The organism is Mycobacterium simulans (assembly GCF_900232995.1).
Lineage (GTDB): Bacteria > Actinomycetota > Actinomycetes > Mycobacteriales > Mycobacteriaceae > Mycobacterium > Mycobacterium simulans.
The window spans coordinates 2549109-2570119 of record NZ_OCVX01000003.1; the positions used below are offsets into that span (position 1 = coordinate 2549109).

Genomic DNA, 21011 nt, shown 5'->3' on the forward strand with positions numbered 1-21011 from the left:
TCCCTGATGAGCCCCGATCTGGCGGGCAGGAAACGGCGCATCGACCTGATCCGGCGCGGCATCGAACTCGCTCGCAAGCTCGATGTTCCCCTTGTGACCTTTGGCAGCGGATTCATCCGCGATGAGCATGTGATGAATCCGTCGGCCAACCCGCGTGAGCTGCTGGTCGACAGCATCCATCAATGCCTGGCGAGCGTGCATGACGATGAAGACATCACTCTGCTGATCGAACCGGAGCCTGGCATGTTCATCGAAACGATAGAACAGGGGCTGAGCCTGATCAACGAAGTGAACTCGCCTAAGTTCCAACTGCATGTGGATATGTGTCACTTGTATTGCTCCGATAAGGATTATGTCGGGGCCTTGGCAAAGGCCGCGCCGTATGCCCGTTTCCTCCACGTGTCCGATGCGCAGCGTGGTTACAACTTGAAAATCTTGAAAATGGCGGACGAGCTGAAGCTTGACCTTGCTTGCGCCAACTACTTGATCTACTTTCCCGAATTCGCGGATTATCTTCTCCTGGATGCCGATCATCCGATATATTTCTGCGATGAGCTCCCCTCCAGGGCGCAGGAAAAACGGATCGAAGATCTTTTAGCCTCAGTGAACATCGCGCAGAAACCAGCTCTGGTGAACTATGGCAAACTCGATGCAAGCGCCTCAGTGCATGACGACGAGATTTTCACTTACCTCATTTCCGTTCCTGGCCTGAGCTACGACGTACTCGAACGGGCCCGACCGATCATCCTCTACTTGCGGACCACAAGAGACACGCGCGGCAAGTTATTGATGGACAAGATGGTCGCAAATACATTGACTGGTATCGTCCACTTCCATGAGGTTCCTGGCGAAGGGACGATGGACTTCGCCTCCAGTTTCAAGGCTCTGGCCGATAATGGTTTCTCAGGTTATGCCTCAGTGGAGTTGTACCACCACGTTGCATCCTGGGAACAGGCGATGAACGACAGCTTCAAACACTTGTCGCAGTTTGTGTAGGAAATGGTAACTTCCGTTGCCGAAGTACAGGAGCGTTTATGGTAGACCTGAAGCAACTCGGCTGGGATGCTGAGACGGTCGGCGAACTCGATCACCGATTATTGAGGGCACCGCATGTAAAATTGCGCTCCGCAAACGAGGGATCCAAAGGGGACGTTGTATATTGTGTCGACCTGCGCATCAGCCAGCCCAACGTCGAATTTTTGTCGTCAACGGAGATGCACTCTCTCGAGCATTTCCTACTGTATGGCTTTCTCAAGTACATGACGCCGAACTTTCTTTCGGTAGGCTTGATGGGATGTCAGACCGGCTTTTACCTTGTCCTTTATAACGAGGGCCATGCCGAAACGATCTGCAACGCCTACGAGGCCATTCTCAATGATGTATTGGTAGCTAGCGAAGTCCCCTACGCCAATGTCCAACAGTGCGGCAACGCCGAAAATCACAGCGTGCAACTCGCCCAGGCCGTCGCCAAAAAGGTGCTGGATGCACGAGCCAACTGGCGGCGGGTGGTATGACGGACATCCTGGTCACTAGGCGCGTCAAATACGTGTCCACAGTCGAATACGAAGTTGTCAACGCACCTAACATCTTCGATCCGAAGAATATGGCATTGCTCTCTACGGGGAAGGTCAAAAATGGTTGTCGCTTCGTTGTCATTGATCAAAACGTGGATCGGCATTATGGCGATGACATGCGAAGCTACTTCACCCATCATGGGGTCAAGACAAAGATCGTTGCATTTCCCGGTGGCGAAGAGAACAAGACCGCTGAATACTATTTCTCCATTGTTCGCGAGCTGGATGCTTTCCCGATCCATCGCCGGGACGAACCGATCATCGCCATCGGTGGCGGCGTATTAACCGATGTTGTCGCTTTCGTGGCAAGCACATATCGCCGTGGCGTACCGCATATCAAGGTGCCGACCACGTTGATGGGCTATGTCGATGGATCCGTGGGCATCAAAAATGGCATCAACTTCAATGGAAATAAGAACCGCCTCGGCGCTTTCCAGGCTCCACAAAAAGTACTGCTCGACAAATCCTTCCTGCGCACCCTGCCACGTCGTCATATCCTGAACGGTGTTTGCGAGATCATCAAGTTGGCGGTCATCGCGGATGCGCATTTATTCCATGTATTGGAAACTTGCGGACCTGAAAGTGTCGACGTCCTTTTGCAGAACGATGCGGGCTGTACGATTCTGGACCACGCTGTCGCTGGGATGCTTGAGGAACTCGAGCCTAATCTCTTTGAAGAGAACCTCGACCGCAAAATGGATTTCGGTCATACGTTTAGTTACGGATTGGAAACCCGCTACGAAGCGGACCTTTTGCACGGCGAGGCGGTGTTGCTCGACGTCCTCCTTTCGGTGTTGATCGCGCGGGCGCGCAACCTGTTGACCGATGAGGAAACGAGCCGAATTTTTCAGCTGGTCGAAAAACTCACGATCGTGTTGGACGTGTCACTGCTGGAACCGCACCTGCTCTGGGGCTCATTGCAGGAGCGCGTCTATCACCGTAACGGACTGCAACGCGTACCCATGCCGCAAGGCATTGGAAACTGCGTCTTCCTGAACGATATTACGTATAGCGACATAGCGAACGCTACTAAAGCACTTGAGAATTGGATGGTCCTGGGACGATGACGAGTTTTGATAATGTGGACGGAAATGAGATTCAGAAATTTGATAACGTTTCACAGATCTGGTGGGACCAGAAAGGAGAAATGGGGGCGCTTCATGCTGTCAATCCGTTGCGCACGAAATTCATCACGGAAAGACTCGCTATTCAAGGTCGAGAAGTTCTGGATGTGGGATGTGGCGGCGGAATCCTTTCGGAGGCGTTAGCAAAAACGGGCGCGCGTGTGACTGGCATAGACTTATCACGGCAATCGCTGGGGGCGGCGCGCGATCACGCTCGACGAGATGGTTTGAATATCGAATACTTGTATGAGAGCGTCGAAAAGATCGCGGAGCGGGACGCGGGACGCTTCGACGTCGTCACATGTATGGAAATGCTCGAACACGTGCCGGAGCCGGAGAAGATCGTGGCGGCGTGCGCGAATGCCTTGAAGCCTGGGGGGCATGCCTTTTTCTCGACGATCAACCGTACGCCGAAGGCATTCCTGTTTGCGATCATCGGCGGCGAATATATTCTGCGTCTCCTGCCGCGTGGGACCCACACTTATAGCAAATTGATACGGCCGGCGGAATTGGTAGCATGGAATCGGATCAACGGTCTGGATTTCCTCAGCTTCGCGAGCTTGATCTACAATCCTTTGACGAGGAAATTCAAACTCGCCGCGGATATTGCGGATATCAACTACCTGGCCCATTTCACCAAAAGTACCTAACAAGTCAAAATGGAGTCATCGCGGATGAAACGCTTCTTAGCCCTATCGCGGACAACTCATGGTGTTTTGGATCTCGCCACTCCCGCCGTTGCGGCTGGGCTTGCGCTGGGGAAGTTCCCCGCATGGCAGGTCATTCTACTTTCGGTCTTCACGGGCTTCGCGGCGTATACCGCAATTTACGCATTGAACGACCTGGTCGGCAAAACTGTGGACGAGGAAAAGTTTGTAGGTGGTATCAACCCCGGCTATTCCGTTGAGGCGTCTGAGCTGCGGTACCCGTTGGCGCAGAAGGCGCTGAGCTATCGCAGTGGAATCCTCTGGTTTGCTGTGTGGTTTATCGCTGCAATCATAGGTTCGTATTTTCTCAATCCAATTATCGTTGCGATTCTGGTTACCGCATCCGTTTTGGAAGTTATCTATGTGCTGCTGCTGAAAGTTACCTACTTGAGAACATTGGTCAGTGGTCTGGTCAAATGTAGCGGACCTGTTTGCGCTATCTTCGTGGTAGAACGCAACCCTTCTGCGGCGTTGGTGCTACTGGTGTTTGCCTGGGTCTTCTGCTGGGAGATCGGCGGGCAAAACGTACCGGCGGACTGGAACGACACTGTGGAGGACCGACGCGTCGACGCCAAGACCATTCCGTTAGAACTGGGCACACGAGCGGCAGCTAACATCGTTTTGCTTGCATTGGGAGCCACAGTCATCGCCAGCCTGTTTATGCCATTGGTTTCGCCACTAAATCTCGGTATCCCTTACGTGCTGGCAAGCGGCGCGGCTGGGGTCTTTTTGCTCCTCGTACCGGCGTGGCAACTTCACCGGACTTGCGACGGGAGACAAGCCGCAAAGCTATTTGACAGTGCAAGTTATTACCCGCTGGCTCAATTGATCATCATCATCGTATTCGTTCTGATTAAGTAGTCCGTTGAATCAAATTCGTCCCACACCAATCCCAGAGCAAAGCAGGTGATGGCCGCGGTGCTGGACTAGTGGCGGGAGACGGTGGCATCGACTAGTGCCAACACCGCCTGGCGTGCCGCGCAGTCGGGTAAGCAGGCAATCTCGTCGCGCGCCTGTGCGGCGTAGCTGTGGACCATTTCCTTCGCCTTAACCATGCCCGCAGCGCTTCGGAGCAATGTGACGACTTCGGCAAGGTTGTTGTTCGGGCTGCCCAGGGACGTGTCGGGTTGGTCGGAGTTGCCGGCGATGGCGACGATGTCGTCGGAGATATGAAATGCGGTGCCGACTAGGCGGCCCAATCGCGACAGGCGAACGGCCTGTTCTTCACTCGCGCCGGAGAAGGTCGCCCCCAATTGCGCGGACGCCGCGACCAGAGATCCGGACTTCTCGCCCACGCACTGTAGGTAGTGCTCCAGGAGATCAACCTCGTCGGCTGTGCCGCGGGTCTCGCGCATCTGGCCGGTGATCAACTCGGCGAACGTCTCGGCGATAATCCCGAAGGCGCGGGTGCCCAACCGCGAGCCCAGCCGTGAGGCAATGGCAAACCGGTAGTCGCCCACCAGGATTGCGATGTTGTTGTTCCAACGGGTGGTCGTGCTCGATGCCGCGGAGCGCACCGTGGATTCGTCCCTAACGTCGTCATGACAGAGCGTCGCTAGGTGCATCAATTCGATGGCCGCGCCCGCCACGGCGACCTGCCACGTGTTGGGATCCGGGCCAAACTGGGCGGCAAGGACGGTGAAAAGCGGCCTGAGCCGCGTGCCCTCGGCGTGCTGCGGAGGCCGCAACGCGTCGCGGATAATCTCCTCGCTCTGGGCGAGTTCGCTGCTGATGAGCTCGTCAATTCGGGTGACGCCGTAACAAACGCTGGCGCCGAATTCCGAGTCTCCAAGTGTTACGCCCGCGGCCACGCTCATCGGTGTCCTCACGCGTACAACTTAGGGGCTCTGTCGGCGTCGTGTGGGCGTAATCGGCGCGCCACTCAGTGCAGGATGAGCGTTACCGTCTGATCCAGCGCTGCGCCGGCCACCGTGGCCGCCACCCGGGCCGGCAGTGCCACCAATACCACCCGGTCGTTGTCGGCTGTCTGGTGCTTGGGCTGGGCGGAAATCAGAACCACGATGGCGTCGGTGGCGAGCACGCGGGAGACGGGCTGCGAGTCCTGAATCGGCGCGGCCAGCACGTCGACGACGTCGCCGACGCGGACCAGGTCGATCAGAGCACCGTCGACCAGATGCAGCGGCACGATGCGGGCGCCTGGCCCTGCCGCCGATTCGGCTAGCCGACTGCCCAGCAACCGGACGTCGGTAAGCATTTCGCCGCGCCGGGTGGGACTGGCCAGGGTGGCGCCGACGACCACGCCCAGGTCGGTTTGTGATCCCTCGGGAACCGTTGTCGCCAAACGCTTCTCCAGCCGAACATCGTCGGCGGTCAGCGCGGTGCCCGGGCTGAGGTCACGCGCGGCCACCACGACATCGGCACGATCGCCATCGGGATTCGACCGCAACGTGGCCAACCCCGCCAACACCACGAGTCCGCCGGCGGCGATGCGCCGCGCCAGCACAGTTCGAGTCCAATCCGGTCGCAACGATGTTGATATCCGGCTGAACAGGGTTGGATTCAGCGATTCCCGCACGTCGCAACCCTAGGCGCGGCGCAGCGTCGGCGATTCCGGCCAGCAACGGCCTTGTGGATAACTGGCTAGCTCGAGGCGGCGGTGGCGGTTTTGGCGGCCGTGGAGCTGTCGCTCGACTTCTCGCTTGACCCGGACTTCTCGCTCGCCCCAGAAGCCGAGCCCGAGTCGCTCGTGGAGGATCCGTTGGGCGAGCCGTTGGACTTCTTGCCTGGCTCGCGGCTATCGGTGCGGTAAAAGCCGCTGCCCTTGAAGACCACACCGACGGCGTTGAACAGCTTGCGCAGCCGGCCCGAGCACTGCGTGCAGGTGGTCAGCGCATCGTCGGTGAAGGCCTGCACGACGTCGAAGCGGTCGCCGCATTCGGTGCACGCGTAGCTGTAGGTCGGCACAGAAAACCTCCGGATGATATAAACGCTGAGTTAGCACTCTACCGTGTCAAGTGCTAGAACCGCCACGTGAGCTGGATCATTCCTCACATGGCAACGCGATGACGCCGCGCTGGGGCGTGAGCGCGTGAGTCATCGGCACATCGTGCGGTTCTGCGGGCAGCTCGTCGACGAATTCGGCCTCGCGCACCATCGCGACCAGGCGCGTTTGCGGATCCCGGGCACGCAACGAGCGGTCGTAGAAGCCCTGCCCCCGCCCCAGCCGCACACCTCGACGGTCCACCGCCAGCGCCGGCAGCAGCACTAGGTCGGCCTCGGCCAAAGCCGTTTCCGGCAGCCAGGGCGGTTGCGGCTCGAGCAGCCCCCAGCGCGCGGTGGTCAGCTCACCCGCTCGGTATTCGCCCCATCGCAGCGGCAACGGAGTGTTGTCGGCCGTGGTGCGCGCCACCGGCAACAGCACCCGATCCGCGCGGCGCAGCAACATGTCCAGCATGTCGATCGAGCCCGGCTCGGCACCCACCGGGACATACGCACAGACGGTACTGCCGCTGGTCACCATGCGTTCTAGGTGCTCGCAGAGCATTCTGGCCTCGGCGGCGCGGATGTCGTCGGCAACGCGACGCCGGGCCGCCAGCAGCTGGTCGCGCAACGCTGCCTTGCCCGTGGTTGCCATGTCCTCAACGATGACAGCCCGGGCTTTCCTGCCGCCACAGCGACTCCGCAGATTTATGGGGCTATGGTTTGAACGATGTCACGCCCAGAAGTACCGATCCCATTTACGGCGATCGTCCCTGCAGCCGGCCTGGGCACGCGGTTCCTACCGGCGACCAAGACGGTGCCCAAGGAACTGTTGCCCGTCGTCGACACTCCTGGCATCGAGCTGGTTGCCGAAGAGGCGGCGGCCGCCGGTGCCGAGCGCCTGGTGATCGTCACCTCCGAGGGCAAGGACGGTGTCGTTGCGCATTTCGTCGAAGACCTGGTGCTCGAGGGAACCCTCGAGGCTCGCGGTAAGAAAGCCATGTTGGCCAAGGTGCGTCGGGCCCCGGCGTTGATCAAGGTCGAGTCCGTCGTGCAGGCCGAGCCGCTCGGACTGGGACACGCGATCGGGTGCGTGGAACCCACGCTGGCTGACGACGAGGACGCCGTATCGGTGCTATTGCCAGATGACCTGGTGTTGCCGACGGGCGTGCTGGAGACGATGTCGCAGGTGCGGGCGCTGTACGGCGGCACGGTGTTGTGTGCCATCGAGGTGTCGCCGGACGAGATCAGCGCCTACGGCGTTTTCGACGTCGAGCAAGTGCCCGACGCTGACCACCCGGACGTGCTGAAGGTCAAGGGCATGGTCGAAAAGCCCCGGGCGGACGACGCGCCGTCGATGTATGCGGCCGCCGGCCGCTACGTGCTGGACCGCGCCATCTTCGATGCGTTGCGCCGCATCGACCGCGGTGCCGGCGGCGAAGTGCAGCTCACCGATGCGATCGCGCTGCTGATCGCCGAGGGCCACCCGGTGCATGTTGTCGTGCATCGCGGATCCCGACACGACTTGGGAAATCCCGGCGGCTACCTCAAGGCTGCGGTTGACTTTGCATTGGATCGTGACGACTATGGCCCGGATTTGCGGCGATGGTTGGTGGCGCGATTGGGCCTGACCGAGCAGTAGCCGGCCGATAAGACCGGCCCAGTTCGCCACCATGGCTGGACGGAAAGGCGCGCTGTGCGTTCTGTGGAAGAGCAGCAGGCCCGAATAACGGCAGCAGCGGTAGCCCCGAGGCCGATACGTGTTGCCATTGCCGAGGCGCAGGGATTGATGTGCGCCGAAGAAGTTGTGACCGAACGCCCATTGCCCGGTTTCGATCAGGCGGCCATAGACGGTTATGCCGTGCGCAGCGTCGACGTTGCCGGTGTGGGCGATGCCGGCGGAGTCGAGGTTTTTGCCGAAGGGGACCTCGACGGCCGCGACGTGCTGACCCTGCCGGTGATGGGAACCATCGAGGCCGGTTCGCGCACACCCAGCAGGTTGCAGCCGCGGCAGGCGGCCCGCGTGCAAACCGGGGCACCGCTGCCGACGCTGGCCGATGCGGTGCTGCCGTTGCGGTGGACCGATGGCGGGATGAATCGAGTTCGGATTCTGCGCGGTGCGCCATCGGGCGCCTATGTGCGGCGCGCCGGTGACGACGTGCAGCCGGGCGACGTTGCGGTGCGGGCGGGCACGATCATCGGCGCTGCCCAGGTGGGGCTGCTGGCGGCGGTCGGCCGCGAAAGGGTGCTGGTGCACCCGCGCCCGCGCCTGTCGGTCATGGCCGTGGGGGGCGAGCTGGTCGACATCTCGCGGACCCCGGGCAATGGACAGGTCTACGACGTCAACTCCTATGCGTTGGCCGCGGCAGGACGGGATGCCGGCGCGGAGGTGAACCGGGTCGGCATCGTCAGCAGCAACCCCAGAGAGCTCGGGGAAATCGTCGAGGGTCAGATCAACCGAGCCGAAGTGGTGGTGATCGCTGGCGGCGTCGGCGGTGCGGCGGCCGAGGCGGTCCGCTCGGTGCTGTCGGAGCTCGGCGACATGGAGGTCGTCCGGGTAGCCATGCACCCGGGATCCGTGCAGGGCTTCGGGCAGCTCGGCCGCGATGGCGTTCCTACATTCTTGTTGCCGGCCAATCCAGTCAGCGCCCTGGTCGTCTTCGAGGTGATGGTCCGGCCGCTGATCCGGCTATCGCTGGGTAGGCGCCAGCCGATGCGCCGGATCGTGCAGGCGCGCACGCTGTCCCCGATCACCTCGGTAGCCGGGCGTAAGGGCTATCTTCGTGGTCAGCTGATGCGTGATCAGGAAAGCGGCGAATACCTGGTGCAGGCATTGGGTGGCGGTCCCGGCGGGTCATCGCATCTGCTGGCCACGCTCGCCGAGGCCAACTGTCTGGTCGTGGTTCCCAGCGGCGCTGAGCAGATTCGCACCGGTGAGATCGTCGATGTCGCCTTCCTGGCTCAGCACGGCTGAGCGGGTGTACTCCGAATCCTCGTGAACCTGTTGCGCCCGAATGCCCGGCATCCGGGCTGGCCGATGGAGGTTGGTCCGCTGCGGGTTCCGGCAGGCGTGATCCGGCTGCGCCCGGTGCGGATGCGTGACGGCGCCCAGTGGAGCCGAACTCGGCTGGCCGACCGCGCGCACCTCGAGCCGTGGGAGCCCAGCGCCGACGGCGATTGGAATATCCGCAACACCGTTGCCGCGTGGCCGACGGTGTGTTCGAGTCTGCGTTCGGAGGCCCGCAAGGGTCGCATGCTGCCGTACGTGATCGAACTGGACGGACAGTTCTGCGGCCAGTTGACCATTGGCAACGTCACGCATGGCGCGCTGCGGTCCGCCTGGATCGGTTATTGGGTACCGAGCTCGGCGACCGGCGGCGGGGTGGCCACCGGAGCGTTGGCGCTGGGGCTTGACCACTGCTTCGGCCCGGTCATGTTGCACCGCGTAGAGGCCACGGTGCGCCCGGAGAATGCGGCCAGCCGGGCGGTGCTGGCAAAGGTTGGATTCCGCGAGGAGGGGTTGTTGCGTCGCTACCTCGAGGTCGACAGAGCGTGGCGAGACCACGTGTTGGTGGCGCTGACCGTCGAAGAGGTCTACGGGTCGGTGGCCTCGACGCTGGTGCGGGCCGGGCACGCCAGCTGGCCCTGACGCGTCGAGCATTGGTGTGGCTGGCGCGACACGTGTGGCGTGTGGTGCTTGTGGGAAAGAAATTACAGGTGTGTAATTGTCCTGGGCCGGCCGCGGTGGTCAACGAAAGGGCCTCGCGGGGATTGGAACCGAAGAGAGCAGGTCATCATGCCAAGCATCCCGCAATCATTGTTGTGGATCTCGCTCGTGGTGCTCTGGCTGTTCGTGCTGGTTCCCATGCTGATCAGCAAACGCGACGCGGTCCGGCGTACCAGCGACGTGGCGCTGGCGACCCGGGTACTCAACGGCGGCGCGAGTGCGCGCCTGATCAAGCGTGGTGGTCCGGCCGCGGGTCATCGCAGCGACCCGGACTGGAAGCCGGAGGAAGACTGGACGCACGAGCTCGTCGATGAACAGCAAGCTGAGCAAGACAGTGACCTTGACGAGGAAGCCGACGAGGTGGACCGTCGGCGCCCGGTCGTCATGAAGGTTGCTGCCGCCCAGGAGCCTGGCGAGCCCGACTATCTGGACGTCGATGTCGTCGAGGACTCGGGTGCCCTTCCGGCGGGAGCGGGTTCCCTCGATGAAGTAGCTGAAGTGGAAGCGGCGGAGCCCGAGGCCGACCCAGAGGCCGACGAGGAACGGGCCGATGACGAATACGAATATGTCGAGGATTCCTCCGGTTTGGAGCCCGAGGAGGACGAGGACGACGGGGAGGATGTGCTCGCGTCGGTGACGCCGGGTGCATCGCGGAGGCGCCGATTCGAAACCAAGACGGCCGCGGCCGTCAGCGCGCGCAAGTACGCATTCCGCAAGCGTGTGCTGATGATCATGGCGGTGGTCCTGGTTGGCTCGGCCACCGCGGCGTTCGAAGTGACTCCGGTCGCGTGGTGGGTATGCGGCAGTGCCACCGCGATAACGGTGCTCTACCTGGGGTATCTGCGCCGACAAACCCGGATCGAGGAGAAGGTCCGGCGCCGCCGGATGCAGCGGATGGCGCGTGCGCGGCTGGGCGTGGAGAACACGCATGACCGCGAATACGACGTGGTGCCTTCGCGGCTGCGGCGCCCGGGCGCGGTGGTCCTTGAGATCGATGACGAGGACCCCATATTCGCGCACCTGGACAACGCGGTGTCGATGCGCAACTACGGCTGGCCTCGAGACCTGCCGAGGGCCGTCGGCCAGTAGTAGTGATCGGGGTTCGGCCGTTGGGGCTCGCGGCTGGTAGCCTGCTAGCGATCAGGGGCTATGGCGCAGTTGGTAGCGCGACTCGTTCGCATCGAGTAGGTCAGGGGTTCGAATCCCCTTAGCTCCACATTTTGGCGAGCAGACGCAAAAGCCCCCAAAAACGGCCGTTCTCGGGGGCTTTTGCGTCTGCTCACCACACATGGGGTACTCGTTGTGAGTGGTTCCTGGCAACCCGGTGAGCACGCTGGTCGTTGACACCTACGACCTCGGTGAGGCCGAGGTGAAACTGAGTGCGGCCTTTTCGAAGTCTCGGATCGGCACGCGGTCCGGGGACGCACCAACCTGGACGCGCTGCTGGCGCTCGCATGTCGGATCGGTCACTATCGACGACGCTTACCTCACGTACGACATGAGCTACGACAGCGAGCCTTCCGACAAGATGCTGCTGTGCCGCGTCCGCACCGGCCTCATCGACGCTCAATACCCGGACTGGGAAGCCGGAACGTTCGGCACGGGCGACGTGGGAGCGTTCAGTGTCGCCGACGGAGTGCCATTCGGCGGCCACGTTGACCGAGCGCACTACAACATCGTCATGCTCGACAGGAACCTATTGGGCAAGGTCGCGGCGCTGGCGCCCGGCAGCAACTTGCAATCGGTCCGACTGACCGGATCAGCACCCGTGTCCCGTGCGGCCAACAAGCACATGGTCGACGCCATCGACTACGTATGCCACTGTGTGGCCGCCAATCCAGAAGCGATGGAGCAACCGCTTATCGCCGAGGCGGTCGAGCGCTACCTAGCCGCCAGCGTCCTGGCGACCTTCCCCAACAACGCCCCGCTTGAGGCCACCGCCGAAGACCGCCATGACGGCACGCCGGCGGTGGTGCGACGTGCGATCGAGTTCATTGAGGAGCATGCACAGGCCGCCATGTCGGTAGCCGACATAGCCGCAGCCGTCTACGTGACGCCGCGAGCGTTGCAGTACGCGTTCCGCCGTCACCGTGACTGCACCCCAATGGAATACGTTCGCAAAGTCCGCCTGCAGTACGCGCACCGCGATCTTGCCACGAGCGACGCCCTCACGACCACAGTTGCGGACGTCGCCCGTCGTTGGGGATTCGGGCACCTGGGCAGATTCGCGGCCTACTATCGGCAGGCCTATGGCGAAAGTCCGCACGACACGCTGCGCCAATAGCCTTAGGCTCTACCGAGCGAAAACAATTCCGGCGCAACGGGTTTAGTGACATACGTGCGTGTGCCCGACGAAACCGTAAGTACAATCGGTAGACCGGAGAGGCCTTCGGTCACATCGGCGAAGCGGTGCGCGCGCTGCAGATCGGTGATGAAAATCGCACTAGCGCCAGGCGCGATGTCATGCGGAACCCTGGTCCCGCCGTCGGGTGCTTCGCCGGGTATCAGCGATGTGCCGTCGGTATCCGCGCGGATCGCCCACTCGTCGACATGGAACGGTTCCCGCCCGGTGTTGACGACCTTGACGCCGAGCACGAAGCGGCCGGGCTGGAATTGGTCCGCCGCACGCGCCAGCGAATCGCTCACGTTGGAGGCGGCGTCGTTGGCGACCAGTCCGTCGGGCGTCAGTAGGCCGACTACGGGCGTCAATTTCGGTTGTGCGCCTCTTAGCAGGACGGCGGCTAGTTGCCAGGTGAGCGACGCGGCCGCGAGCACGGTGGCAACGACACCGAGGACGAACGCGGCGACGGTCATCGCGCCATGCCCAAGGCGTCGAAGCCGTTGCGGGAGGGCCGCTGCGGTGCAATCAGCTGCGGTGTCGGCATAGCGATGGAGTATCACGTTCTGGCGGCGGTGTCTAGCTCTGATGGTGCGGAATGCGCTGCGGCCGCACCGATTCGGCGCCAAATCTGATGAAGTCCCAAAATTCGGCTGAACATTCGCTAAGACACGCGTGGCGACCCCAGATTCCGTGTCGGGCTACCCCTACTGTCGGGACATGAGCACTAAGTACTATCTGCAGAAGGTACCCGTCGAATCTGTCGAGCCGGGCTTTTCGCTAGCCGTCCGCGACGGTGACGACTATCGCCTCTTTCAGGTCGAATGTACCCAGATGTCTCAGCGCAGCGGCCAGCCGGTGATGATCAAACTGGTGTCCGAGCCCGTCGATGGCGGCGATCCGTGGGTCTTGGAACATGAAGCGGGCACGCCGGTAGTCCGGCTCCTTGGCGTTTGCGAGGCCGCGTCTTAGGCGGCGTCTCTAGGCCGCGTCTCTAGGGCGTGTTAGCCGGGGTTCTCAAGCGGGCTTCGCGGCGGCGACAAACTGCAGCGCGCGTTGTGTCTGCTGTTCAACGTCGACCAGCCCGACAGATGCGAACAGGTCGACGAAGCTTTGTCGGTCGAACATCGTGAGGCCGATAGCGCGGGCGACGGCGTTCAACGCGTAGCGGAGCGGAGGCCGTTGACCGGAATAGCTGGTGAGAATGGCGATCCGGCCACCCGGCTGCAGCACCCGTACCATCTCCCGAGCGATCCGGAACGGCTCTGGCATCAGGTACAGCGCGCCGAAACAGCAGACAGCATCGAATGTTTCGTCGCCGAACGGCAGCATGCGCGCATCGCCACGGACATAGCATGTGCGCGGCCCCCTGTTGTCCAGCACGGCTCGAGTCAGCATCGGTTCAGAAATGTCGAATCCGACGCCGAGGCCTCCCGCCGGCAGATTTTCGGCCAATGGCGCGGTGAAATTGCCTGGGCCGCAAGCAACGTCGAGCAATCTGCGAGCATTGCGCAAACGCAGAGCCGTCGCCGCGCGATGTTGTTCGGCTCGCGTCGTTACGCCACTGGCGAGGTAGAAAGACGTTGGCCGCCACAGCCTTTCGTAGACGGCCGCAACGAACGAGCTATTCATCGCCCGTTGAGCGAACGTCGGAACCGGAGCGGTCGTCGATTCGCCCATTACGTCGAGGAATCCATGCCGCACTACGGCGGCCTTGTCGAGGAGACCTCGGGTCAACTCGAGTGGATCCTTGTTGTCGGAGTTTCGGCTGTTCATTCCCGTGTCAGGCTAGTGTGTCATCTTGGTGGCGGATTGGACGGGATGGCCGAATTGATCGGCGCGCGGGTGGCGCAACTCGCGGGGATGGACATCTTCGAGGGATGCCCAGCCGAGGACTTGATGCCCTTGGCGGCAAGCGTTGCGCCGCTGCGGGCCGCCGCCGGCCAGGTGCTGATGAGGCAGGGCGAGCGGGCGGTCTCATTCTTGCTGATTTCCTCGGGCAAGGCCGAAGTCAAGCACTTTGGCGATGACGGTGTGGTGGTCGTTGAGCAGGTGCTGCCGGGGATGATCGTCGGCGAAATTGCACTGCTACGGGATATTCCACGAACGGCGACGGTCACCACGATCGAGCCGCTGACGGGTTGGATCGGTGACAACGACGCCTTCGCCCGGATGGTGCACATACCCGGGATCATGCGGCGGCTGCTGCGCACGGTTCGACAGCGTCTTGCCGCCTTCATTACGCCGATTCCGATACGGGTCCGCGACGGGACTGAACTGTTGCTACGCCCGGTCCTGCCCGGCGATGACCAGCGCACCGTGCACGGCCACGTTCATTTTTCCAGCGAGACCCTGTATCGGCGGTTCATGTCGGCTCGTGTCCCCAGTCATGCGCTGATGCAATACCTTTCGGAGGTCGACTACGTCGACCACTTCGTCTGGGTGGCGACCGACGAGGGCGACCCCGTGGCCGACGCGCGTTTTGTCCGTGACGAGACCGATCCGACGATCGCCGAGATCGCGTTCATGGTCGCCGATGCGTATCAGGGAAGGGGGATCGGAAGCTTTCTGATCGGCGCGCTGTCCGTGGCCGCCGGTGTCGACGGCGTCGAAAGATTCTCGGCGCGGATGCTGTCCGACAATGTGCCGATGCGAACGATCATGGACCGCCATGGCGCCATCTGGCAGCGCGAGGATGTCGGGGTCATCACCACCGTCATCGACGTGCCAGGCCCCCATGACTGGGGTTTCGGGCGGGAGATGGCTGACCAGATCAACCGGGTCGCCCGGCAGGTGATTGGGGCAGTCGGCTGAAAGGCATGGGGCCGTTCTGGATTGGCTTGATCGCAGGCCTGCCGATGGTCGCGTGCGCTCACTCGCCCGCGCCCGTATCGCCGCCAGGTCCATCATCTCCCTCGGCCCATACCGCTGTCGTCAACCCCGCCAACATCAAAAGGGTTGGTCGCGAGTTGCCGCCGGGCTATGAGGTGACTAGCGGTATTCCCAGGGGAATCTCGCCGAGGGTGGTCTGGAATCTTGACGCGGACGCTTCGGTTATCAGGGCCGAGCCTGCACCGTGTGCGACGCTCGCCGACCCGGGTACTGGGCGCGATCAATCCGCCCAAGGCGTGTCCGGATCGGGCGCCGGCGGCATTGTCGACGCAGTCGTGGTGGCTTTGCGGCCGGGCCCGGTGGTCTTGGACCGCAACGTCGTCGCGAGTTGCAGCCAGTGGAACATGTCGAACGGACGCACGACCGCCAGCATCCGGTTGACCGAATCTCCGCACATCGACGGCGTCGAAACGCTCGGAATGGTGGCTGACATTCGCTTGTCCGTCGAGTCGGGCGCCCAAATCGATTCTCGGACATACACATTCATCGCCTATCTGGGCGACTACTATGCATTCACCACCTTGACCACCGATCCCGGGTCAATGCTTCCGCCGCTGCCACCGCAGTTTGCTGCTGATCTACTGGTCAAAACGGTGTCGACGTTACGCAGCTGAGCCGCCGCGTTGGGTAGGGTGACGACGGTGTTCAAGGTGGTGCTCGCGATGGCGTCAGCATGCTCGCTGGTCGGCTGTTCGGCGGGAGCCATGTCCTCGCAGCCCGCTAAGGGCGACATTGCCCACGTCGCCGAGGTGAAGTCGAGCTTCGGACCCGAGTTCAAAGTCACCGAGGTCACGCTCAGGGCTATCGACCCCGCGTTCTTCTCCTCCCGGAAGTTGCCCGAGGGGTTGAGCTTCGATCCGGCGAAGTGCGCGAAAATAGCCGCCGGACCTGACATGCCACCGGGAATTCAGGGCAACATGGCCGCCGTGTCCGCGGAGGGCAATGGTAATCGGTTCGTCGTGATCGCGGTGGAGACGTCCCAGCCGCTGGCGGTCAACGAGCCGGGGCACGACTGCAAGAAGGTAGCATTCTCCGGTGGACGACTGCGCGGCGCCATCGAGGTGATCGATGCCCCGAAGATCGACGGGACGAAGACGCTGGGTATCCACCGCGTGCTGCAGACAGTCGTTGGCGCGTCCGTGCGCACCGGCGAGCTCTACGACTACTCCGCGCACTTCGGTGACTACCAGGTGATCGTCATCGCCAATCCGTTGGTGATTCCTGACCAGCCGCTGGCTAAGGTCGACACGCAGCGTGCCCGCGATTTGCTCGTCACGGCGACGGCCGCGATCTGTGCCTAACGCACGTCGCGCGGCCGGAACTGCATGCTGACCCGTGGCCCCGCGGCCGCTGACGTCTTGGGGACCGAGTGCTCCCAAGTGCGTTGACACGATCCGCCCATCACCAGCAGATCGCCGTGCGCCAGCGGCAGTCGCAACGATGGGCCGCCGCCGCGCCGACGCATGGCGAAAGTGCGTGTGGCGCCGAGGCTGACGATAGCCACCATGGTGTCTTCCGAGCTGCCACGGCCGATGGTGTCGCCGTGCCAGGCGACGCTGTCCGAGCCGTTGCGGTACCAACACAGCCCGACGGTGGTGAACGGCTCACCCATTTCGCCGCCATAGATGTCGTTGAGCCGCCGGCGCAGCCGCGCCAGCTGCGGATGCGGTGGGTCTTCGACGGTCAGGTCGTGAAAACTCACCATGCGGGGCACGTCGACCACGCGGTCATACATCTGGCGGCGCTCGGCTCGCCACGGCACGTTGGCTAGCAGCGCGTCCAGCAACTCCACTCCACCTGTCAGCCAGCCCGCACGGAAGTCGATAAAGGCGCCGTCACCGAGTTGTCTGCGCTCGTTGAGCTCGAATAGCGAGCCCTGTACCGCGATCGCCACGACCACGAGTCTATCGCACACTAGTTCGATAGTCCGGTGTGCGGCGCGGCCGCGGGTTACGTTTGACCTGTGGATGTCGAGTTGGGTTCCAATTCCGAGGTCGGAGCGTTACGGGTCGCCATCTTGCACCGGCCGGGCGCCGAGTTGGGCCGACTAAACCCGCGCAACAATGACCAGCTGCTGTTCGATGGTCTGCCCTGGGTGGCGCGTGCGCAGGACGAGCACGACGAATTCGCTGAGGTGCTGCGTTCGCGCGGTGTGGAAGTGCTGCTGCTGTCGGACCTGCTGACCGAGGCGCTGCATCACAGCGGGGCCGCCCGGATGCAGGGGGTTGCCTCCGCCGTCGATGCGCGCCGGCTGGGAATGCCTTTGGCGCAAGAGCTTTCGGCGCACCTGCGCAGTCTCGACCCGGCAAGGCTGGCTCACGTGCTGACGGCCGGCATGACATTCAACGAGCTTCCGCCGGACACTCGGACCGCTGTGTCGTTGGTGCTTCGGATGCATCACGGGGCCGATTTCGTCATCGAGCCATTGCCGAACCTGGTGTTCACCCGAGACTCGTCGATCTGGATAGGGCCGCGGGTGGTGATTCCCTCGCTGGCGCTGCGGGCGCGGGTCCGCGAGGCGTCGTTGACCGACCTCATCTACGCCCATCATCCGCGGTTCACCGGTGTTCGGCGTGCCTACGAATCGCGCACCGCTCCCGTCGAGGGCGGGGACGTGCTGTTGCTCGCCCCGGGTGTGGTCGCGGTCGGAGTGGGGGAGCGGACCACCCCGGCCGGCGCGGAAGCATTGGCGCGCAGCCTTTTTGATGACGATCTCGCCGACACCGTGCTCGCAGTGCCGATCGCGCAGAAGCGCGCGCAAATGCATCTGGATACGGTGCTGACGATGGTCGATACCGACACGGTGGTGATGTACGCCAACATCGTCGACACGCTCTCGGCGTTCACGATTCAGCGCACGGCCGATGGGGTGACCATCAGCGACGCGGCGCCCTTTCTGGAAGCGGCGGCCCAGGCGATGGGGATCGACAAGCTGCGCGTGATCCACACCGGGTTAGACCCCATCGTCGCCGAACGCGAGCAATGGGACGACGGCAACAACACCTTGGCGTTGGCGCCAGGCGTCGTCGTCGCCTATGAACGCAACGTGCAGACCAACGCCCGCCTGCAGGATGCGGGCATCGAAGTGCTCACCATCGCCGGCTCCGAATTGGGAACGGGCCGTGGCGGGCCCCGCTGCATGTGTTGTCCAGCCGCCCGTGATCCACTCACTTAGAACCGCGAGCAGACGCAATCGCCCCCAAATTCGGCTCGTTCTAGGGGCTTTTGCGTCTGGTCGGCACTAGCGCCAGCTGGGCAGCCAGATCTCCATGTCCCAGGTCTGCTGTGAGATTGGCAGACCAGTGAGCACCGGGAACAGCCACGCGAAATTCGTCACCACGAGAGCGACGTAACAGCACACGGTGATCAGACCCAAGGTGCGCCGCTCCCTACCTTGGCCAGGGTGGTAAAGGATATCGCCGAGAATCAGCGCGATCGCCATCACCAGGAACGGCCCCATGGTCGCTGCGTAGAAGAAGTACATCTGCCGGTCAATGTCGGCGAACCACGGCAGCCAGCCGGCGCAATAACCAACCAACACAGCCGCGTATCGCCAATCCCGGCGGACAAACATTCGCCACGCCGCGTACAGCAATACCGGCACCGCCAGCCACCACATGGCCGGGGTGCCGACGAGCATCTCCGCCTTGACGCAGGATTGGGGGCCGCAGCCGGGAACGTTTTGCTGGTCGATGGCGTAAAGCACCGGCCGCAACGACATTGGCCAGCTCCACGGCTTGGATTCCCATGGGTGGTAATTGCCGGCGGAATTCGTCAGGCCCGCATGGAAGTGGAGAGCCTTGACGGTGTAGTACCACAGCGAGCGAATGGCGTCGGGCAGCGGGACCACGCTGTTGGGGCCAATCGACTGGCCCACCTGATGCCGGTCGATCGCGGTCTCCGAGGCGAACCACCCCGCATAGGTGGCCAGGTAGACCGCGAACGGAATCAGCGCCAGCGCGTATCCGGTCGGCACCACATCACGCCTGACAGTTCCCAGCCATGGCCGGGGCACCTGGTACTGACGCCGTGCCACCACGTCGAACGCCAGCGACATCACGGCGAAGAACGCCACGAAGTACAGGCCGGACCACTTTGTCCCACAAGCCAATCCGAGCAGCACTCCGGCACCGAACCGCCACCAGCGCACGCCCAGCCGCGGTCCCCACACCGTATCGGCGGTGCGGTTCTGCACCGCAGCGACGTGCATCCGTTGCCGAACTTGATCGCGGTCGACAATCAGCGCGCCAAACGCAGCTACCACGAAGAACGTCAGGAAGCCGTCGAGCAGCGCGGTTCGCGCGGTGACAAAGCTAACGCCGTCGCAGATAAGCAGCAATCCCGCTATAGCGCCGACCAAGGTCGACCGGCTGATCCTTCGGACGATCCGTGTCACCAGTGCCACCAGCACAACTCCCAGCAGCGCGCCGGTGAATCGCCAGCCGAAGCCGTTGTAACCGAAGAGGGCCTCGCCTATCGCGATCAGTTGCTTACCGACCGGTGGGTGAACGACCAGTCCGAACCCCGGGTTGTCTTCTATCCAGTGGTTGTTGAGCACCTGCCACGCCTGCGGCGCGTAATGCTTCTCATCGAAGATGGGGGTGCCGCGATCGGTCGGCGATCCCAGGTTCAGGAACCGGGTCACCGTCGCTAGCAGGGTGATCACCGCGGTAACGATCCAGCCCCGCAGCCGGTCTACCGGCCCGAAATCGGCGATCGGCAGCAACGGCCCAGGGCTTACGACGGGTATCGCACTTTGCTCGACGGGGTCCTCGTTAAAGACGGAGGTTTCGGCGGGCGGGGCGGTCATCACGTCGATCGTAGGCTGTCCGTCATGACCTCTGGCCGCCTATTGCTCGGTGCGACCCCATTGGGCCAGCCGTCGGATGCGTCGCCACGGCTGGTCGACGCGCTGACAAGTGCCGACGTGGTGGCGGCCGAGGACACCCGGCGGGTGCGAAATCTGGCCAAGGCGCTTGACGTCCAGATTGGCGGACGGGTGGTCAGCCTGTTCGACCGGGTCGAAGCGTCGCGGGCCGGCGCCCTGGTCGACGCGATCACTGCCGGGGCCACCGTGCTCGTGGTCAGCGACGCCGGGATGCCGGTGATCAGCGACCCCGGCTACCGGCTGGTCGCGGCGTGCATCGAGGCCGGCCTGCCGTTGCACTGCCTGCCCGGGCCGTCCGCGGTGACCACCGCGTTGGTCGTATCCGGCCTGCCGGCGGAGAAGTTCTGCTTCGAGGGCTTTGCTCCGCGCAAGAGCTCAGCGCGTCGAGCATGGCTGACATCGTTGGCCGACGAGCATCGCACCTGCGTGTTCTTCGAATCACCCCGCCGGCTGGCCGCGTGCCTGCGAGATGCTGTCGAGCAGCTCGGCGGTGCACGTCGGGCCGCGATCTGCCGGGAGTTGACCAAAGTGCACGAGGAAGTGGTGCGCGGACCGCTGGGCGAGTTGGCTGCATGGGCGGACCGCGGCGTGCTCGGCGAGATCACCGTGGTCTTGGCCGGCGCCACCCCGCAACCCGACGTGGCGTCTCTGGTCGACGAGGTGGAGCGCCTCGTCGCCGCGGGCGTTCGCGTCAAGGACGCCTGTAGTGAGGTGGCCGCGGCGCACTCGGGGGTGCGCTCACGCCAGCTCTACGATGCGGTGCTGCTCTCCCGCCGCGAGAAGGGTGTTGACGGCGGGTCAGCTGAAGTCCCGTAGGCGCG

The 21011-nt window shown here is 63.0% G+C and carries 24 protein-coding genes and 1 tRNA gene; 17 read left to right on the forward strand and 8 right to left on the reverse strand.

The features are described from left to right. From MSIMFI_RS12355 to MSIMFI_RS12375, 5 genes are all read left to right on the forward strand, one after another. A partial coding sequence (locus MSIMFI_RS12355; RefSeq protein ID WP_191497418.1) for a TIM barrel protein occupies positions 1 to 996 on the forward strand: 996 nt, incomplete at its 5' end. 38 nt (positions 997 to 1034) lie between these two features. Then, positions 1035 to 1514: an S-ribosylhomocysteine lyase gene (locus MSIMFI_RS12360; protein WP_186244380.1), complete on the forward strand. Its 480-nt coding sequence runs from the start codon at positions 1035 to 1037 to the stop codon at positions 1512 to 1514. Continuing rightward, the gene (locus tag MSIMFI_RS12365; RefSeq protein ID WP_191497419.1) at positions 1511 to 2641 is read left to right on the forward strand and encodes a sedoheptulose 7-phosphate cyclase; all 1131 of its coding nucleotides are present in this window, start codon (positions 1511 to 1513) and stop codon (positions 2639 to 2641) included. The genes MSIMFI_RS12360 and MSIMFI_RS12365 overlap by 4 nt, the downstream gene beginning before the upstream one ends. Continuing rightward, positions 2638 to 3348 carry a bifunctional 2-polyprenyl-6-hydroxyphenol methylase/3-demethylubiquinol 3-O-methyltransferase UbiG gene (gene ubiG / locus MSIMFI_RS12370; RefSeq protein WP_191497420.1) on the forward strand — a complete coding sequence of 237 codons (711 nt, stop codon included), beginning with the start codon at positions 2638 to 2640 and terminating at the stop codon, positions 3346 to 3348. The genes MSIMFI_RS12365 and ubiG overlap by 4 nt, the downstream gene beginning before the upstream one ends. Positions 3349 to 3372: 24 nt before the next feature. Then, entirely contained in the window at positions 3373 to 4266 is an 894-nt protein-coding gene (locus tag MSIMFI_RS12375; protein WP_191497421.1) for a UbiA prenyltransferase family protein, read from the forward strand. Positions 4267 to 4331: 65 nt separating this feature from the next. Here MSIMFI_RS12375 and MSIMFI_RS12380 read toward each other — a convergent pair whose 3' ends face one another. From MSIMFI_RS12380 to MSIMFI_RS12395, 4 genes are all read right to left on the reverse strand, one after another. After that, positions 4332 to 5234 carry a polyprenyl synthetase family protein gene (locus MSIMFI_RS12380; RefSeq protein WP_224770167.1) on the reverse strand — a complete coding sequence of 301 codons (903 nt, stop codon included), beginning with the start codon at positions 5232 to 5234 and terminating at the stop codon, positions 4332 to 4334. A 53-nt stretch (positions 5235 to 5287) separates the two neighbouring features. Beyond that, positions 5288 to 5941 carry an SAF domain-containing protein gene (locus MSIMFI_RS12385; protein ID WP_191497422.1) on the reverse strand — a complete coding sequence of 218 codons (654 nt, stop codon included), beginning with the start codon at positions 5939 to 5941 and terminating at the stop codon, positions 5288 to 5290. Between the two features lie 65 nt (positions 5942 to 6006). Continuing rightward, the gene (locus MSIMFI_RS12390; protein WP_191497423.1) at positions 6007 to 6330 is read right to left on the reverse strand and encodes an FmdB family zinc ribbon protein; all 324 of its coding nucleotides are present in this window, start codon (positions 6328 to 6330) and stop codon (positions 6007 to 6009) included. A 76-nt stretch (positions 6331 to 6406) separates the two neighbouring features. After that, on the reverse strand, positions 6407 to 7000 hold the full coding sequence (locus MSIMFI_RS12395) for a 5-formyltetrahydrofolate cyclo-ligase (protein ID WP_191497424.1): 594 nt from the start codon (positions 6998 to 7000) through the stop codon (positions 6407 to 6409). Positions 7001 to 7075: 75 nt separating this feature from the next. Here MSIMFI_RS12395 and MSIMFI_RS12400 point away from each other — a divergent pair, with 75 nt between their 5' ends. The 6 genes from MSIMFI_RS12400 (at position 7076) to MSIMFI_RS12425 (ending at position 12356) form a co-directional block, all read left to right on the forward strand. After that, positions 7076 to 7987: a UTP--glucose-1-phosphate uridylyltransferase gene (locus MSIMFI_RS12400; protein ID WP_191497425.1), complete on the forward strand. Its 912-nt coding sequence runs from the start codon at positions 7076 to 7078 to the stop codon at positions 7985 to 7987. Positions 7988 to 8041: 54 nt separating this feature from the next. Continuing rightward, the gene (gene glp, locus MSIMFI_RS12405) at positions 8042 to 9319 is read left to right on the forward strand and encodes a molybdotransferase-like divisome protein Glp (RefSeq protein ID WP_191497426.1); all 1278 of its coding nucleotides are present in this window, start codon (positions 8042 to 8044) and stop codon (positions 9317 to 9319) included. A gap of 21 nt (positions 9320 to 9340) precedes the next feature. After that, a complete protein-coding gene (locus MSIMFI_RS12410) occupies positions 9341 to 9994 on the forward strand; it encodes a GNAT family N-acetyltransferase (protein WP_191497427.1) in 654 nt (217 codons plus the stop codon). A gap of 147 nt (positions 9995 to 10141) precedes the next feature. Further along, positions 10142 to 11161 carry a divisome protein SepX/GlpR gene (gene sepX, locus MSIMFI_RS12415; RefSeq protein WP_191497428.1) on the forward strand — a complete coding sequence of 340 codons (1020 nt, stop codon included), beginning with the start codon at positions 10142 to 10144 and terminating at the stop codon, positions 11159 to 11161. Between the two features lie 54 nt (positions 11162 to 11215). Then, positions 11216 to 11288 (forward strand) — tRNA-Ala (locus MSIMFI_RS12420). 90 nt (positions 11289 to 11378) lie between these two features. Next, positions 11379 to 12356 carry a helix-turn-helix transcriptional regulator gene (locus MSIMFI_RS12425; protein WP_224770168.1) on the forward strand — a complete coding sequence of 326 codons (978 nt, stop codon included), beginning with the start codon at positions 11379 to 11381 and terminating at the stop codon, positions 12354 to 12356. 2 nt (positions 12357 to 12358) lie between these two features. On the opposite strand, the gene MSIMFI_RS12430 is transcribed toward MSIMFI_RS12425, so the two are convergent. Continuing rightward, a complete protein-coding gene (locus MSIMFI_RS12430; protein WP_191497430.1) occupies positions 12359 to 12886 on the reverse strand; it encodes a hypothetical protein in 528 nt (175 codons plus the stop codon). A 244-nt stretch (positions 12887 to 13130) separates the two neighbouring features. Here MSIMFI_RS12430 and MSIMFI_RS12435 point away from each other — a divergent pair, with 244 nt between their 5' ends. Beyond that, positions 13131 to 13382, forward strand: a complete 252-nt coding sequence (locus MSIMFI_RS12435) for a hypothetical protein (RefSeq protein ID WP_186244367.1) — start codon at positions 13131 to 13133, stop codon at positions 13380 to 13382. Between the two features lie 45 nt (positions 13383 to 13427). On the opposite strand, the gene MSIMFI_RS12440 is transcribed toward MSIMFI_RS12435, so the two are convergent. After that, a complete protein-coding gene (locus tag MSIMFI_RS12440) occupies positions 13428 to 14186 on the reverse strand; it encodes a class I SAM-dependent methyltransferase (RefSeq protein WP_191497431.1) in 759 nt (252 codons plus the stop codon). A gap of 36 nt (positions 14187 to 14222) precedes the next feature. Between MSIMFI_RS12440 and MSIMFI_RS12445 the strand changes: the two genes are divergently transcribed. Genes MSIMFI_RS12445 through MSIMFI_RS12455 form a run of 3 tightly spaced genes read left to right on the forward strand, consistent with a single transcriptional unit; the run spans position 14223 to position 16603 of the window. Further along, the gene (locus MSIMFI_RS12445) at positions 14223 to 15224 is read left to right on the forward strand and encodes a GNAT family N-acetyltransferase (RefSeq protein ID WP_191497432.1); all 1002 of its coding nucleotides are present in this window, start codon (positions 14223 to 14225) and stop codon (positions 15222 to 15224) included. Between the two features lie 5 nt (positions 15225 to 15229). Beyond that, positions 15230 to 15916 carry a DUF5642 family protein gene (locus MSIMFI_RS12450; protein ID WP_191497433.1) on the forward strand — a complete coding sequence of 229 codons (687 nt, stop codon included), beginning with the start codon at positions 15230 to 15232 and terminating at the stop codon, positions 15914 to 15916. Between the two features lie 27 nt (positions 15917 to 15943). Further along, on the forward strand, positions 15944 to 16603 hold the full coding sequence (locus MSIMFI_RS12455) for a DUF5642 family protein (protein WP_191497434.1): 660 nt from the start codon (positions 15944 to 15946) through the stop codon (positions 16601 to 16603). On the opposite strand, the gene MSIMFI_RS12460 is transcribed toward MSIMFI_RS12455, so the two are convergent. Then, entirely contained in the window at positions 16600 to 17196 is a 597-nt protein-coding gene (locus MSIMFI_RS12460; protein WP_186244362.1) for an alpha-ketoglutarate-dependent dioxygenase AlkB, read from the reverse strand. The two genes, MSIMFI_RS12455 and MSIMFI_RS12460, sit on opposite strands and share 4 nt — an antisense overlap. 69 nt (positions 17197 to 17265) lie before the next feature. Here MSIMFI_RS12460 and arcA point away from each other — a divergent pair, with 69 nt between their 5' ends. Then, positions 17266 to 18477 carry an arginine deiminase gene (arcA, locus tag MSIMFI_RS12465; protein ID WP_191497435.1) on the forward strand — a complete coding sequence of 404 codons (1212 nt, stop codon included), beginning with the start codon at positions 17266 to 17268 and terminating at the stop codon, positions 18475 to 18477. Between the two features lie 66 nt (positions 18478 to 18543). Here arcA and MSIMFI_RS12470 read toward each other — a convergent pair whose 3' ends face one another. Then, entirely contained in the window at positions 18544 to 20112 is a 1569-nt protein-coding gene (locus tag MSIMFI_RS12470; RefSeq protein ID WP_191497436.1) for a dolichyl-phosphate-mannose--protein mannosyltransferase, read from the reverse strand. A 24-nt stretch (positions 20113 to 20136) separates the two neighbouring features. Between MSIMFI_RS12470 and rsmI the strand changes: the two genes are divergently transcribed. After that, the gene (gene rsmI / locus MSIMFI_RS12475; protein WP_191497437.1) at positions 20137 to 21006 is read left to right on the forward strand and encodes a 16S rRNA (cytidine(1402)-2'-O)-methyltransferase; all 870 of its coding nucleotides are present in this window, start codon (positions 20137 to 20139) and stop codon (positions 21004 to 21006) included. Positions 21007 to 21011: the final 5 nt, after the last annotated feature.

Coding starts and splice junctions, on each gene's coding strand:
- MSIMFI_RS12360 (WP_186244380.1), top strand. CDS start 1,035: ATGGTAGACCTGAAGCAACTCGGCTGGGATGCTGAGACGGTCGGCGAA.
- MSIMFI_RS12365 (WP_191497419.1), top strand. CDS start 1,511: ATGACGGACATCCTGGTCACTAGGCGCGTCAAATACGTGTCCACAGTC.
- ubiG (WP_191497420.1), top strand. CDS start 2,638: ATGACGAGTTTTGATAATGTGGACGGAAATGAGATTCAGAAATTTGAT.
- MSIMFI_RS12375 (WP_191497421.1), top strand. CDS start 3,373: ATGAAACGCTTCTTAGCCCTATCGCGGACAACTCATGGTGTTTTGGAT.
- MSIMFI_RS12395 (WP_191497424.1), bottom strand. CDS start 7,000: ATGGCAACCACGGGCAAGGCAGCGTTGCGCGACCAGCTGCTGGCGGCC.
- MSIMFI_RS12400 (WP_191497425.1), top strand. CDS start 7,076: ATGTCACGCCCAGAAGTACCGATCCCATTTACGGCGATCGTCCCTGCA.
- sepX (WP_191497428.1), top strand. CDS start 10,142: ATGCCAAGCATCCCGCAATCATTGTTGTGGATCTCGCTCGTGGTGCTC.
- MSIMFI_RS12430 (WP_191497430.1), bottom strand. CDS start 12,886: ATGACCGTCGCCGCGTTCGTCCTCGGTGTCGTTGCCACCGTGCTCGCG.
- MSIMFI_RS12435 (WP_186244367.1), top strand. CDS start 13,131: ATGAGCACTAAGTACTATCTGCAGAAGGTACCCGTCGAATCTGTCGAG.
- MSIMFI_RS12440 (WP_191497431.1), bottom strand. CDS start 14,186: ATGAACAGCCGAAACTCCGACAACAAGGATCCACTCGAGTTGACCCGA.
- MSIMFI_RS12450 (WP_191497433.1), top strand. CDS start 15,230: ATGGGGCCGTTCTGGATTGGCTTGATCGCAGGCCTGCCGATGGTCGCG.
- MSIMFI_RS12470 (WP_191497436.1), bottom strand. CDS start 20,112: ATGACCGCCCCGCCCGCCGAAACCTCCGTCTTTAACGAGGACCCCGTC.
- rsmI (WP_191497437.1), top strand. CDS start 20,137: ATGACCTCTGGCCGCCTATTGCTCGGTGCGACCCCATTGGGCCAGCCG.